Consider the following 14339-nt stretch of genomic DNA (forward strand, 5'->3'; position numbering starts at 1 on the left):
CCCGGACGTCCGGGCCCGCTCCTGCGCGCGCCGGTCAGTAGCGGTAGTGGTCCGGCTTGTACGGGCCCTCCACCTTCACGCCGATGTACTCGGCCTGCTCGGGGCGCAGCTCGGTGAGCTTCACGCCGAGCGCGGCCAGGTGCAGGCGGGCGACCTTCTCGTCGAGGTGCTTGGGCAGCACGTAGACGCCGGTCGGGTACTCGTCGGGCTTGGTGAACAGCTCGATCTGGGCCAGGGTCTGGTCCGCGAAGGAGTTGGACATCACGAACGAGGGGTGGCCGGTGGCGTTGCCCAGGTTCAGCAGGCGGCCCTCGGACAGCACGATGATCACCTTGCCGTCGGGGAAGGTCCAGGTGTGCACCTGAGGCTTGACCTCGTCCTTGACGATGCCGGGGATCTTCGCGAGGCCGGCCATGTCGATCTCGTTGTCGAAGTGGCCGATGTTCCCGACGATGGCCTGGTGCTTCATCCTGGCCATGTCCGAGGCCATGATGATGTCCTTGTTGCCGGTCGTGGTGATGAAGATGTCGGCCGTCTCGACGACCTCGTCCAGGGTCGTGACCTGGTAGCCGTCCATCGCCGCCTGGAGGGCGCAGATCGGGTCGATCTCGGTGACGATCACCCGGGCGCCCTGGCCGCGCAGCGACTCCGCGCAGCCCTTGCCGACGTCGCCGTAGCCGCACACGACCGCGGTCTTGCCGCCGATGAGGACGTCGGTGGCGCGGTTGATGCCGTCGATCAGGGAGTGGCGGCAGCCGTACTTGTTGTCGAACTTCGACTTGGTGACGGCGTCGTTGACGTTGATCGCCGGGAACAGCAGGACGCCGTCGCGCTGCATCTCGTACAGGCGGTGCACGCCGGTCGTGGTCTCCTCGGTGACACCCCGGATCTCGGAGGACAGCCGGGTCCAGTCCAGGGTGCTGTTCTCCAGCAGGGCGCGCACCACGGCCAGTTCCTCGTTGTCCGCGGCGGGCAGCTCGCCCGTCTTGCGGTACTCGACGCCCTGGTGGACCAGGAGGGTGGCGTCACCGCCGTCGTCCAGGATCATGTTCGGTCCGGCGTGACCGGGCCAGGTGAGGGCCTGCTCGGTGCACCACCAGTACTCCTCCAGCGTCTCGCCCTTCCAGGCGAAGACCGGGATACCGGCGGCGGCGATCGCTGCGGCCGCGTGGTCCTGGGTGGAGTAGATGTTGCAGGACACCCAGCGGACCTGCGCGCCGAGCGCGACGAGGGTCTCGATGAGCACGGCGGTCTGCACGGTCATGTGCAGGGAGCCGGTGACGCGGGCGCCGGCCAGGGGCTGCGCCTCGGCGAACTCCTCGCGGATCGCCATCAGGCCGGGCATCTCGTGCTCGGCGAGGGTGATCTCCTTGCGGCCGAACTCGGCCAGGGACAGGTCCGCGACCTTGAAGTCCGTGAAGTCAGCGGGCGGCTGCGAAGGCATGGGCACTCCTGGTTCGGTTCTGGATGTTCCGGTGGATCTCGAGGGTCGCGCCGGACCGGTTGAGGGTGATGTAGTGCAGCCCGGGCGCGCCCTCGGCGAGCAGCCGGTCGGCCATGGCCGTGGCGTGGTCGACACCGATGCGGTGGCCGGCCCCGGGGTTGCCGCGGGCGCCCTCCAGCCGTGCCCCGAGGTCCTCGGGGAAGGTCGCGTGGGACAGTGCGGCGAACCGGGCGATCTGCCGGGCGTCGGTGGCCGGCATGATCTCCGGGATGATCGGCGTCGTGCAGCCCGCCGCCTCCACCCGGTCGCGCAGCCGCAGGTAGTCCTCCACCCGGAAGAACATCTGCGTGACGGCGTAGTCGGCGCCCGCACGGCACTTGGCCACGAAGTGGCGGATCTCGCTCTCCCAGTCGGGCGAGCGCGGATGCCGCTCGGGAAACGCGGCCACGCCCACGCTGAAGGCCCCCGCCCCGCGCACCAGCGACACCAGCTCGTGCGCATGGCGCAGGCCCCGCGGGTGCGGCACCCAGGGGGCGTTCGGGTCCCCCGGCGGATCGCCGCGCAGCGCGAGCACGTCACGCACGCCCGCGTCCGCGTACTGGCCGATGATGCGGCGCAGTTCGTCGACGGAGTGGCCGACGGCGGTGAGGTGGGCCACGGGCCGCAGGGTGGTCTCGGTGGCGATCCGCTTGGTCACCTCGACCGTGCGCTCCCGCGAGGAGCCGCCCGCCCCGTAGGTGACCGACACGAACGACGGTGCCAGCGGCTCGACCCGGCGGATCGCGTGCCACAGCGTCCGCGTACCCGCCTCGGTCCTCGGCGGGAAGAACTCGAACGAGAAGGACGGCTTCCCGGTCGCGAGGATCTCGCGCAGGGGGATCACGGGCGGCCTCCGGCGTTGAAGTAGCCCGCCTCGGGGTGGTGGATCACGATGGCGTCGGTGGACTGCTCGGGGTGGAGCTGGAACTCCTCCGAGAGGGTCACCCCGATCCGCTCGGGCCGCAGCAGGCCGGCGATCTTCGCACGGTCTTCCAGGTCCGGACAGGCCGGGTAGCCCAGGGAGTAGCGGCAACCCTGGTACTCCGTGCGGAACATGCCGTCCAGGGAGCCGGGGTCCCCGGCGGCGATCCCGAGTTCGGAGCGGACGCGGGCGTGCCAGTACTCGGCGAGGGCTTCGGCGAGCTGGACGGACAGGCCGTGCAGTTCGAGGTAGTCGCGGTAGGAGTCGGCCGCGAACAGGCGGGCGGTCTCCTCGCCGATGCGCGAGCCGACGGTGACCACCTGAAGTCCGACGACGTCGCTCTGGCCGGACTCCTCCGGGCGGAAGAAGTCGGCCAGGCACAGCCGGCGGCCCCGGCGCTGGCGCGGGAAGGTGAAGCGGGTGCGCTCGTTGCCCTGCTCGTCCAGGATGATCAGGTCGTCGTCCTTGGACACGCAGGGGAAGTAGCCGTAGACCACGGCCGCCTCCAGCAGGTTCTCCGTCTGGAGCTTGTCGAGCAGGCCGCGCAGCCGGGGCCGGCCCTCGCTCTCGACGAGTTCCTCGTAGGAGGGGCCCTGGCCGGTGCGGGCCTGCTTCAGACCCCACTGCCCCTTGAACAGCGCGCCCTCGTCGAGCCAGCTCGCGTACTCCTTGAGCTGGATGCCCTTGATCACGCGGGTGCCCCAGAAGGGCGGCTCGGGCACCGGGTTGTCGGTGGCCACGTCGGAGCGCACATGCCCCTCCTCGGGCCGCTCCTGCACCTCCACCGAAGCCGTCGCCCGCACCCGGCGCTGCTTCAGCTCCGGCAGCTTCGCCCCCGGCACGCCGCGCTTGACGCCGATGAGCGCGTCCATCAGGCGCAGGCCCTCGAAGGCGTCACGCGCGTAGCGGACCTCGCCCTGGTAGATCTCGTGCAGGTCCTGCTCCACATAGGCGCGGGTCAGGGCCGCACCGCCCAGGATCACCGGGTAGCCGGAGGCCAGGCCGCGCTGGTTCAGCTCCTCCAGGTTCTCCTTCATGATCACCGTGGACTTCACCAGCAGCCCGGACATGCCGATGACGTCGGCCTTGTGCTCCTCGGCGGCCTCCAGGATCGCGGAGACCGGCTGCTTGATGCCCAGGTTGACGACGTTGTAGCCGTTGTTGGACAGGATGATGTCGACCAGGTTCTTGCCGATGTCGTGCACGTCCCCGCGGACCGTGGCCAGCACGATGGTGCCCTTGCCCGCCTCGTCGGTCTTCTCCATGTGCGGCTCGAGGTGGGCCACGGCCGTCTTCATCACCTCGGCGGACTGGAGCACGAACGGCAGCTGCATCTGGCCCGAGCCGAACAGCTCACCGACCACCTTCATGCCGTCCAGCAGGGTCTCGTTGACGACCTCCAGCGCGGACCGCTCGCGTAGCGCTTCATCGAGGTCGGCTTCGAGACCGTTCTTCTCGCCGTCGATGATGCGCCGCTTGAGGCGCTCGTCCAGCGGCAGGGCCGCCAGTTCCTCGGCCTTGCCGGCCTTGAGGGACGAGGCGGTGGCGCCCTCGAAGAGCTGCATCAGCTTCTGCAGCGGGTCGTAGCCCTCCGCGCGCCGGTCGTGGATGAGGTCCAGCGCCGTTCGGACCTCATCGTCGCTGAAGCGGGCGATGGGCAGGATCTTCGAGGCATGCACGATGGCCGAGTCCAGGCCCGCCTTGACGCACTCGTCCAGGAAGACCGAGTTCAGCAGGATGCGGGCGGCGGGGTTCAGGCCGAAGGAGATGTTGGACAGGCCCAGCGTGGTCTGCACCCTCGGATGGCGCCGCTTCAGCTCGCGGATGCCCTCGATGGTGGCCACGCCGTCCTTGCGGGACTCCTCCTGGCCGGTGCAGATGGTGAACGTCAGGCAGTCCACGAGGATGTCCTCCTCGCGGATGCCCCAGTTCCCGGTCAGGTCCTCGATCAGCCGCTCGGCGATCTCGACCTTCTTCTGCGCCGTGCGGGCCTGGCCCTCCTCGTCGATGGTCAGCGCGATCAACGCCGCCCCGTGCTCACGGGCCAGGGCGGTCACCTTGGCGAAGCGGGATTCCGGGCCGTCGCCGTCCTCGTAGTTCACCGAGTTGATCACCGCGCGCCCGCCCAGCTTCTCCAGACCGGCCCGGATCACCTCGACCTCGGTGGAGTCCAGCACGATCGGCAGCGTCGAGGCGGTGGCGAAACGCCCGGCCAGCTCCTCCATGTCCGCCACGCCGTCCCGGCCGACGTAGTCCACACACAGATCCAGCATGTGCGCGCCCTCGCGGATCTGGTCGCGGGCCATCTCCACGCAGTCGTCCCAGCGGCCCTCCAGCATCGCCTCACGGAACTTCTTCGACCCGTTGGCGTTGGTGCGCTCACCGATGGCCAGATACGAGGTGTCCTGCCGGAACGGCACCGACTGGTAGAGGGAGGCGGCGCCCGGCTCCGGCTGCGGCGCACGCTCGGTCGGCGCGGCCTCCCGCACCCGCTCCACCAGCTGACGCAGGTGCTCGGGTGTGGTGCCGCAGCAGCCGCCCACCAAGGACAGGCCGTAGTCGCGCACGAAGGTCTGCTGCGCATCGGCCAGACCCTCGGGATCCAGCGGGAAGTGCGCGCCGTCCTTGGTGAGGATCGGCAGGCCGGCGTTCGGCATGCACAGCAGCGGGATGCGGGAGTGGCGCGCGAGGTGGCGCAGGTGCTCGCCCATCTCGGCCGGGCCGGTGGAGCAGTTCAGGCCGATCATGTCGATGCCGAGCGGCTCCAGCGCGGTCAGGGCCGCGCCGATCTCCGAGCCCAGCAGCATGGTGCCGGTGGTCTCGAAAGCCATCGAGCACAGCAGGGGCACCTCGACGCCCGTGGCCTCCATGGCCCGGCGGGCGCCGAGGACCGACGCCTTGGTCTGGAGCAGATCCTGCGTCGTCTCCACGATCAGCGCGTCGGCGCCGCCCGCGAGCAGACCCTCGGCATTGGCCTGATAGCCGTCACGGATCACGCCGTAGGCGATGTGACCGAGCGTCGGCAACTTGGTGCCCGGGCCGGCGGAGCCCAGGACCCAGCGGGGCCGGCCGTCGCGGGCGGCGTGCTCGTCGGCCGCCTCGCGGGCGATGCGGGCACCCGCCTGCGACAACTCGAAGACCCGCTCGGGGATGTCGTACTCGCCGAGGGCGGTGAGGTTGGCGCCGAAGGTGTTGGTCTCCACGCAGTCCACACCCACCGCGAAGTACGCGTCGTGCACGGAACGCACGATGTCCGGCCGGGTGACGTTCAGGATCTCGTTGCAGCCCTCGAGATGCTCGAAGTCCTCCAGGGTCGGGTCCTGCGCCTGGAGCATGGTGCCCATCGCCCCGTCGGCCACGACCACACGGGTGGCCAGGGCCTCTCGGAGCGCGGACACCCGGGTCCGGCTGTCGGGGGGAACGCGGGTCGCGGTCATGCCGCACCTTCCAGGGCCGGGGCGGGTTCGGCCGACACGCCGTCCCGTGCGGGGGCGGGGGCCGTGCTCGCGCGGTCCGGGGCCGTACGGTCCAGGGCGGGGGCGAGTGCGGCCGCGGCGTCGGTGCCGTAGGCGCGGGCCGCGGTGTCGAGCAGCCGTGTCCGCTCGGCGCGGTAGGTCTGGGAGCCGACGGCGGCCAGGGCCTGGGCGGCCAGGACGCAGCCCAGCCGGGCGGCGTGATCGACCGTCAGGCCGCGGGCGAGGCCGCCGAGGAACCCGGCGCGGAAGGCGTCGCCGCCGCCGGTCGGGTCGGCCACACGCACGTCGGGGACGGCGGGCACGGTCAGCGTCGGTTCGGCGGCGCGCTCGACGCGCACCCCGTCACCGCCGAGCGTGGTGACCCAGGCGCCGACCCGGAGGAGGACGCCCTCGCGGGTCCAGCCGGTGCGCTCGAGCAGCAGCGCGGCCTCGTCCTCGCTGGTGAACAGCCAGCGCGCCCCGTCGACCAGGTCGCGGACCCGGCGGGGTTCGAGCCGTGCGAGCTGCTGCGCGGGGGAAGCGGCGAAGGGCAGGCAGAGGCGACGGCAGCGCGCGGTGTGCCGCAGCATCGCCTCGGAGTCGTCGGTGCACACCAGCACGAGGTCGGGCCGCTGTTCGGCCAGCGGGCCGGTCCGGCCCAGGTCGATGTCACGCGCCTCCTCCATGGCGCCCGCGTAGGAGGCGGTGATCCGGTCGCCGTCCCGGTCGGTCAGGCACAGGAAGCGGGCGGTCCGGCGGGTGCGGGAGACGTGCACCGCGCCGGTGTCGACACCGTGCTCCTGCAGCCAGGCCCCGTACTCGGCGAAGTCGTCGCCGGCGGCGCCGACGAGCAGCGGCGCGAGGCCGAGAGCGCCGAGGCCGAAGGCGATGTTGGCCGCCGCCCCGCCTCGCCGCACCTCGAGCGTGTCGACGTGGAAGGAGAGCGGGACTCGGGCGAGCCGGTCGGGGATCGGCTGATCCGCGAAGCGGCCGGGGAAGACCATCAGATGGTCGGTCGCGATGGAACCGGTGACAGCGATGCGCATGCCGGGATCTCCTCGGGGGGCGTCGGGGCCGGCCGCCTCAGCGGCCGGCCACGTCCCGCAGCAGCCGGGCACGGTCGGTCCGCTCCCAGGTGAAGTCGGGCAGTTCGCGGCCGAAGTGGCCGTAGGCGGCGGTCCGGGAGTAGATCGGGCGCAGCAGGTCCAGGTCACGGATGATGGCGGCCGGGCGCAGATCGAAGACCTCGGTGATGGCGTCCTCGATGCGCTGCTGGGGAAGCCGGCCGGTGCCGAAGGTCTCCACGAACAGGCCGACCGGCTCGGCCTTGCCGATCGCGTAGGCGACCTGGACCTCGCAGCGGGAGGCGAGGCCGGCGGCGACGACGTTCTTGGCGACCCAGCGCATGGCGTAGGCGGCGGAGCGGTCGACCTTGGAGGGATCCTTGCCCGAGAAGGCGCCGCCGCCGTGGCGGGCCATGCCGCCGTAGGTGTCGATGATGATCTTGCGGCCGGTGAGGCCGGCGTCGCCCATCGGGCCGCCGATCTCGAAGCGGCCGGTGGGGTTGACCAGCAGGCGGTGGTCGCCGGTGTCGAGTTTGATGCCGTCCTCGGCGAAGCGGGCCAGGACCGGCTCGACGACATGGGTGCGGATGTCGGGGGTGAGCAGCGAGTCCAGGTCGATGTCGGCGGCGTGCTGCGAGGAGACGACGACGGTGTCCAGACGGACCGGGCGGCTGCCCTCGTACTCGACGGTGACCTGTGTCTTGCCGTCCGGGCGGAGGTAGGGGACGGTGCCGTCCTTGCGGACTTCGCTGAGGCGGCGGGACAGCCGGTGGGCGAGGTCGATCGGGACCGGCATCAGCGACGGCGTCTCGTCGGTGGCGTAGCCGAACATCAGGCCCTGGTCGCCGGCGCCCTGCCGGGCGAGTTCGTCCGCCTCCTCCCCGCGTGAGGCATCCCCGACCCGGGACTCGTACGCCGTGTCGACGCCCTGCGCGATGTCCGGGGACTGTGCGCCGAGGGAGACGGAGACGCCGCACGAGGCACCGTCGAAGCCCTTGGCGGAGGAGTCGTAGCCGATCTCCAGGATCGTGTCGCGGACGATCTGGGCGATCGGCGCGTACGCCGTGGTGGTGACCTCGCCGGCGATGTGGACCTGGCCGGTGGTGATCAGTGTCTCGACGGCGACCCGGGCACGCGGGTCCTCGCGCAGCAGCGCGTCGAGGACGGCGTCGCTGATCTGGTCGGCGATCTTGTCGGGGTGGCCCTCGGTGACGGACTCCGAGGTGAACAGGCGACGGGGCATGACTCTCCAGAGGTTGACGTCTCACGACAGCCCGCGGGCCGTCCGGATGCCGTCAGCGTGGCCGGGTTCAGTGGCGTCCGGCTCGTGCGGCGGCGGTTTCGAGCATGCGGGCGAGCGGGGCCGCTCCGGTCGAGGCGCCGGTGAGCACCACGAGCGGGGGGCGGCCGCCGTTCTCCCCGATCAGCCGGGCGATCTCGTAGGCGGTGCCGCCGCCGCCGGAGAACGCGCCCAGCACCAGCAGCCCGGCCCGGTCGGTCAGCGGGCGCAGCGCGCTGTGGCGGGCCGGGACACCGCCGGGGACACTGCGCAGCAGGACGATGGACTCGGGGCCCCGGTAGGCGGCGGCGAGTTCGGTGTAGCGGGAGCGGGGGGTGCCGTGGGTCTGCACCAGGCAGACGACTCCGGCGCCCGCTTCGGCGGCGAGCCGGAGCGGTACCAGCGGCAGGTCGGCCGGTTCGCCGGTCTCCGCGGGCCGCAGGGGGCTGCGGGGTCCGGCGGGCCCGGGGGCCTCCCGGGGGACGGGTCGCCGCCCGGCCGGGCCGCCCGCGCCGGCCAGCAGCCGCAGCAGGTCGGCGACGGTCGTGGTGTCGCCCGCCAGGTAGGGCAGTTCGCGGAGCAGCAGCGCGGTGTGCGTGAGCGCCTCTGCGACGTCGGTGTGGGGGCCGCGGTCGTAGGACGCGGTCAGCACCAGGCCGCCGCCGTCGCCGTGGTGGGCGACGAGCGTGACCGGGAAGGCGGTGCGCGCGCCCAGCGGGTCGGGCCGCTCCACCCGCACGCCGAGTGCGGCGAGTTCCTCCGACAGGTCGTCGGCGGGGCGCGGACCGTGCTCGAAGACGAGAAGGCTGCCGTCGGGCGGGCGGTCCCCGGCGGGCGGCCCGTGCGCGGGGTCCGTCGCGGTGGTGCGCCCCGGGGCGGACCAGCCGCGGATCTGCCTCGGTGACACCCATTCGTACGACGTCATGTCCAGGACGCGGTCGCGTAGTTCGGCCAGGAGGCCGGCCACGGTGCGGCCGGGGTCGACCTCGACGCCGAGCGGCAGCGGGGTGCGCAGCGCGGCCGGGAGGCGGTCGGCGCCCTCGAAGAGGATGCCGCGACCGGAGGCGGTGACACCGAAGCGGATCGTCGCGGTGCCGTCGGCACCTGCGGCCCGGTACAGCAGCACCGCCCACACGGCCTGGAGCACACCGCTCTCGGCGCTGCCCAGGCGGGCGGCCCAGGCGGCCAGCCGCTCGGTCTGGTCCGCGGTCAGCCGGACACGGGTGCGGCCGGTGTCCGCCGGACCGGGTGGCGCGCCGTACGGGACGGGTGAGAGGGCGGCGGCGGGCGGGGCGCCCGCCGACCAGAACTCCCGTGGGGGTGCGGTGTCCTGCCGGCCGAGCCAGTGGACGTAGTCGCGCAGGTCGGGACGGCGCTCGCCGCCGGGCAGGCGGCCGCCCGCCAGATAGGCGCGGTAGAACTCGCGCAGCAGCAGCCGTGCGCTGAGGTCGTCGAGCAGGGCGTGGTGGTAGGTGAGCAGGACCCGGGCGGGTGTGGGCGTGCCGTCGCCGGCCGGGCCGCCGCCCAGGGCGGTGACGCGGGGGCCGCCGGGGCGGCGCGGGTCCAGACCGCGCCGCAGGTCGCGTTCGACCAGGTCGTCCCAGCGGAGGGAGCCGTGCGGCAGCCACAGCACGTCGGCGTCGACGTGGTCGTGCAGCACCAGCTGCGGGTCGGGACCGTCGTCGAAGGCGGCGCGCAGCACGCTCTCGTGGTCGACGACGGACTGCCAGGCAGCGCGGAACCGGTCCGGGTCGAGCGGCCCGTGCCAGGCCCACGACAGCCGTTCCACATGGCGGCCGGGGTGGGCGTCGGCGTCGGCGAGCAGCTCCCGCATCAGGGGTGTCGGCGCGAGCGTACGGGTGGAGCGGGCCGGCGGCGCGGCTGGGCCGGTCAGCAGGTCGGCGAGGAGTCCGAAGGGGAACGTGCCGCCGGGCCGGTCGGCGCCCTCGGTGGCCAGCCGCAGTGTGTGGTGGCCGGGGCCGTACCGGTCGACGCGGTGCCTCGGGGCGGACGCGCCGGGGAGGTGGACGGCCGCCCGGCCGAGCGCGGCCTGCAACCGGGCCTCGTCGAGCGGGCCGTGCAGTTCGAGGCGCGGCTCGTCGTACGGCGCCGGCCCGAGGTCGACGACGACGCAGGTCGGCTCCCCGTCCGGCGGGGGTGAGGTGTGGTCGGCGGTCATCGGCTGTACGGGGCACGCCTGTCGTGGCCGCGCGTACGGTGTGCGGTCGACGCGTACGGCTTGTGTGCCCGACCTCGGCGTACGGCTGCGACGGCCCCCCTCCCTCCCCTCTGTGCGAGCGCTCGACGAGTATGTGCGGGGCCACCCATAGAGGCCTGATACGGCGCTGACACCGCGATGGACGGTGCGGTCGGCCGCCGTGCCCCGCGGTGTCACCGTGCGGGTGGACCCGGCCGGGGCGCGGGGCCGGCAGCCGGTGCCGGGTGCCGGGGCAGGGGGCGCCGACCGGGCGCGCGGCGGGTCGGCCCGGGCATCGGACGACTGCGCGGGCCGGCGCGTCCCCGGCGGGGGCGCACACCCGTACCGGGGCGCGCCGGACGCGGAGGGGCCGGGTGCGCCGGATGCGGACGGGCGCTCACCGTGTGCCGGTCCGGGCCGGTTCCGGGACCGGTCGAAGCCGGGGACGGGCTCCGCGGGACCGTGGGGGACGGCGTGCGGCGAGGCGCGCTGGGCCGGACGGCGTGTGGGGAACCCGGTTCTGCCATGACGGCCTCCTCGTCCCTCACGTGCGCAACCGTCGCCCGGGACACTAGCCGGGCGCGGTGTACGGCCGCCGGATCCTCGACCGCTCCTGGACGCGGGCGCGAGCGGGGCTCGGGCCCGGGCCCGCCGCGGCAGGGGGCCGTGCGGTCAGGGGGGCGTGCGGTCAGGGGGTGAGCAGGTCCGTGACGGCGCTCATGAAGCCTTCGTCGAGCATGGTGTGCGGGGCGGTGTCCCGGGCGGTGTCGAGGCCGGCGTCGTGGCAGGCGACGCTGATGAGGTAGCGGCCGAGCGCCCGGTGCGTGGCGAAGGCCCATTCGCCGCGGGAGGCGGGCCGGCCGTCGGGGGCGAGGAGCCCTGCGCTGCCGGTGCCGAAGCCGAACTCGGTGAAGCCGAGCCGCAGTCCCTGTCCGATGGCCTTGGTGTAGGCCTCCTTCAGGGTCCACAGTCTGAGCAGTGCGGCAGCGCGCTGCTCCTCGGGGAGCGGCTCCAGTCCGGCGCGTTCGGCGGGGGTGCACACGTGGTCGTGGAGCAGGTCGTAGGACATGGAGCGGTCCGCGGGTTCGGCGTCGACGCCGATGCGGCCGTTGCGGCTGACGCCGACCGCGATCAGGTCGTCGGTGTGGGTGAGGCTGATGTCGACCTGGTCGAGTCCGCGCAGATAGGGCCGGCCGCCGATCTTGTAGGCGAGGTCGAGTTCGCCGGCCTGGGTGCCCAGTGCGGCGGCGGCGGTGTACTTGGTGACGAGGCGTGAGGTGACGAACCGGAAGCGGACCAGGGGGTCGGTGGTGCGGCGGTAGCGCTGCCAGTCGCGGCCGAGCAGGGGCCGCAGTCCGGGGTCGGTGACGGCCGGGCCGAGCCACTCGCCCCAGGTCGCGAACACGACGGCGTTGCCGCGTGAGCGCATGTCCTCGCGGACCCGGTGCCAGGGGCCGTGGGGGCCGCCGACGTGGACGGGTTCGCTGACACGGTCGGCGTCGGCGGGTACGCACCCCGGGTCGGTGGGCGTGAGCGGGTTCACTGGGTCCACCCCTTCTCGTGGGTCGTCGCGCGGGTCGTGTCCGGTCCGGGCGCACCCCGTAAGCGGCGGTGACGGGGCATCACCGGGCCAGGACCGTGGCGTCCAGGTCGCAGCCGAGGCCGGCCCGGTAGCGGCGGAGCAGTTCGTCCAGGACCTGGAGGGTGCAGCCGTCGGGCAGGTCGGGCACGGGGATGCCGAGCCGGGCACCGATGCGGGACAGGGCCAGCACGGCCCAGGCGGCGTCGGCGAGGAACGGGTCGCTGCCGTCCTGGCCCTCCCAGATGCCGAGGACGGCGGCGGCGGCCACGATCAGGCTGTAGCGGTCGCCGAGCACGACGACGGCGGGGTCGGACAGGCCCCGTCCGCCGTGCCGCGGAAGCCGCCGGCAGGTCTCGCGCAGGGCGCGCAGTTCGGTGGCGAACGCCTCGGCGAGGGTGGCGAGGGCGGCGATCTGCCCGCCGACGCCCCGGGCGGAGGCGAGGCGGGCGGCGGAGCCGAGCAGCGAGGCGGCCATGAAGTCGCCGCCGCCGGCGATGCCGAGCAACCGGTAGTCCAGCTCGGGCAGGGCGGCGCCGGCCCGGAAGAGCTCGGGCGGCGGCTCCTGCTCGGCGAACCAGGCGGTCTCGGCGAGGGTGCGAAGCTGCGGCACGATCACGGACTGGCAGGAGGCCGTGCCGGCGTGGCCGAGTCCGGCCACGGGCAGGTCGCGTACGAGCTTGTCGAGGGCACCGTACTCGGGGCTGTCGTGCTCGTAGCCGCGCCCGCCCAGGACGGCGGCGAGTTCCTCGAGGTTCTCCCGCAGCAGGTCGGGGACGACGTACTTGACGGCGGCGGCGAGGACGTGGGTGCGGCCGGGCAGCAGACCGAGGGCGCGCAACGCGACCGTCGCCATGGCGTCGCAGGCCAGCAGGTCGGCGAAGACGCCGGTGAGCGGCTTGTGCCAGCGGCGGGCGACGGGGCCGCTGCGGCCGGTGGTCGCGGCGCGGACCGCGGAGTGCAGGACGGTGTCGGCGGCGGCGGTGACGACGCCGCAGATGACGCTGCGGTTGACCTGAAAGGTGCGCAGTGCGAGGGCAACACCTTCGCCGGAGCGGCCGACGAGCGCGTCACCGGAGGCCGGCCGGTCCTGGAACTCCAGTCCGCTGAACAGGGCGCCGCGCATGCCGGAGGTCGTCACGCGCGGCAGGTGCCGCATCACGCCGGGCGGCGCGTCGGCGGGGTCGAGCAGGAACACGGAGTGGCTGCGGGGGCCGCGTGCGGGGTCGGTGCGGGCGTAGACGACGTGGGCGTCGGCCCGGGCGGCGTTGATGATCAGATCCTTGCGTCCGGCGAGGACGTGCCCGCCGCCGGGTGCGGGGCGGGCGGTGAACTCGTGACGCAGGATGGCGTTGGCGTGGGCGAGTTCGTGGTGCAGGATCGTCGCCCGCCCGCCGCCCAGCAGCAGCCGGGCGAGGTGGTGGCGCTGCTCCTCGGTGCCGGCGGCCCAGACGGCGCCGGCCGCGAACAGCGAGGTGATGCCGTGGCCGAAGCCGAGGCCGACGTCGCGCCGGAACACGGGGCGCAGGGAGCGGGCCAGCAGGTCGGCGCGGGTGAGCCGGCCCCCGTACCGGGCGGGTACGAACTCGGCGGCCAGGCCTGTCTCGTCGAGGAGTTCCTCGGTCGGGCGGGGCGGGGTGCGCCGCTCGTCGGCGGCGAACAGGGCCCGCAGGCCGTGCGGGTTGGCGGGGTCGTGGGGGTCGCCGAGCCGGGCCTCGAGCCGGGCCGCGCGCAGGCTCGCGGCCGCGGCCCAGTCGCCGGGTGCGGTGCCCGGCGCCCGGCCGGCCTCGGCGGTGGTGGTCATGACGCGGCGTCAGCTCCTTCGTCCGGGACGGGCCGGTCGCGCCCGCACGTCACCCTCGCCCCGCTCCCTCGCGGGGTGCTGGGGCTTCGCTCGAACCGCGGTCCAGGGGCGGTTCGGGCGGCGCGCCGGACGTTGTCGTGAATTCGCTGCTGGGAGCCGTCCGGTCCAGGGATTCTCGAGTTTCCCTCCAGCGATCCGCGAGCATTTCTCCAGGAGGGCGACATCCGACGTGGAGCAGTTCACCGGGAGACCGCGACCGGAGCGGCAGCACACGTGTCCGGGAGAAAAGAGAAGGGGGCTGTCACGGCCCCTTTTCTCCCCATGGTCGAAAAGAGCCCGCGACAGCCCCGGTAGTCGCGCGGAGGGTCAGGCGGTCTTGCGCCGGAAGTAGCGCTTCTTGCCCGCAGGCCCGCTCATGCCCTTGACGCGCAGCCGGCCCTCTTCATGGGCCTGGCGGGACCGACTGGCGTTCGCCTTGCGGACGAGAGCCTCACGGAATTTGGCCCGGTCGTCGGCCTCGAAGGAATTGTCTTCGGGAATTCCCGTCATATACACC

9 protein-coding genes are annotated in these 14339 nt (G+C 73.4%); all 9 read right to left on the bottom strand.

Annotated elements, in window-relative coordinates; genetic code table 11:
• Positions 1-34: 34 nt before the first annotated feature.
• Positions 35-1444, bottom strand: coding sequence for an adenosylhomocysteinase (gene ahcY / locus ACFYWG_RS00170; protein WP_389198136.1), 1410 nt, complete (start codon positions 1442-1444; stop codon positions 35-37).
• Positions 1422-2327, bottom strand: coding sequence for a methylenetetrahydrofolate reductase [NAD(P)H] (gene metF, locus ACFYWG_RS00175; RefSeq protein WP_389198138.1), 906 nt, complete (start codon positions 2325-2327; stop codon positions 1422-1424). Before metF ends, ahcY begins: the two co-directional genes overlap by 23 nt.
• A complete protein-coding gene (gene metH, locus ACFYWG_RS00180) occupies positions 2324-5842 on the bottom strand; it encodes a methionine synthase (protein WP_389198140.1) in 3519 nt (1172 codons plus the stop codon). Before metH ends, metF begins: the two co-directional genes overlap by 4 nt.
• Positions 5839-6906, bottom strand: coding sequence for a PfkB family carbohydrate kinase (locus ACFYWG_RS00185; RefSeq protein WP_389198142.1), 1068 nt, complete (start codon positions 6904-6906; stop codon positions 5839-5841). Before ACFYWG_RS00185 ends, metH begins: the two co-directional genes overlap by 4 nt.
• 37 nt (positions 6907-6943) lie before the next feature.
• Complete coding sequence (metK, locus tag ACFYWG_RS00190; RefSeq protein ID WP_389198144.1) at positions 6944-8167, bottom strand: methionine adenosyltransferase; 1224 nt, start codon at positions 8165-8167, stop codon at positions 6944-6946.
• A 67-nt stretch (positions 8168-8234) separates the two neighbouring features.
• Entirely contained in the window at positions 8235-10382 is a 2148-nt protein-coding gene (locus ACFYWG_RS00195; RefSeq protein WP_389198146.1) for a condensation domain-containing protein, read from the bottom strand.
• A 706-nt stretch (positions 10383-11088) separates the two neighbouring features.
• On the bottom strand, positions 11089-11943 hold the full coding sequence (locus ACFYWG_RS00200; RefSeq protein ID WP_389198148.1) for a 4'-phosphopantetheinyl transferase family protein: 855 nt from the start codon (positions 11941-11943) through the stop codon (positions 11089-11091).
• A 79-nt stretch (positions 11944-12022) separates the two neighbouring features.
• The gene (locus ACFYWG_RS00205; RefSeq protein ID WP_389198150.1) at positions 12023-13783 is read right to left on the bottom strand and encodes an acyl-CoA dehydrogenase family protein; all 1761 of its coding nucleotides are present in this window, start codon (positions 13781-13783) and stop codon (positions 12023-12025) included.
• A gap of 366 nt (positions 13784-14149) precedes the next feature.
• Complete coding sequence (locus ACFYWG_RS00210; RefSeq protein ID WP_389198152.1) at positions 14150-14332, bottom strand: DUF5302 domain-containing protein; 183 nt, start codon at positions 14330-14332, stop codon at positions 14150-14152.
• Between the last annotated feature and the right edge of the window lie 7 nt (positions 14333-14339).

The sequence above is a fragment of the Streptomyces sp. NPDC003456 genome (genome assembly GCF_042878735.1).
GTDB lineage: Bacteria > Actinomycetota > Actinomycetes > Streptomycetales > Streptomycetaceae > Streptomyces.

What these genes read in the sequence shown, in the direction of transcription:
- ahcY (WP_389198136.1), bottom strand. Translation starts at nt 1,444, where the DNA reads ATGCCTTCGCAGCCGCCCGCTGACTTCACGGACTTCAAGGTCGCGGAC.
- metH (WP_389198140.1), bottom strand. Translation starts at nt 5,842, where the DNA reads ATGACCGCGACCCGCGTTCCCCCCGACAGCCGGACCCGGGTGTCCGCG.
- ACFYWG_RS00185 (WP_389198142.1), bottom strand. Translation starts at nt 6,906, where the DNA reads ATGCGCATCGCTGTCACCGGTTCCATCGCGACCGACCATCTGATGGTC.
- metK (WP_389198144.1), bottom strand. Translation starts at nt 8,167, where the DNA reads ATGCCCCGTCGCCTGTTCACCTCGGAGTCCGTCACCGAGGGCCACCCC.
- ACFYWG_RS00195 (WP_389198146.1), bottom strand. Translation starts at nt 10,382, where the DNA reads ATGACCGCCGACCACACCTCACCCCCGCCGGACGGGGAGCCGACCTGC.
- ACFYWG_RS00205 (WP_389198150.1), bottom strand. Translation starts at nt 13,783, where the DNA reads ATGACCACCACCGCCGAGGCCGGCCGGGCGCCGGGCACCGCACCCGGC.
- ACFYWG_RS00210 (WP_389198152.1), bottom strand. Translation starts at nt 14,332, where the DNA reads ATGACGGGAATTCCCGAAGACAATTCCTTCGAGGCCGACGACCGGGCC.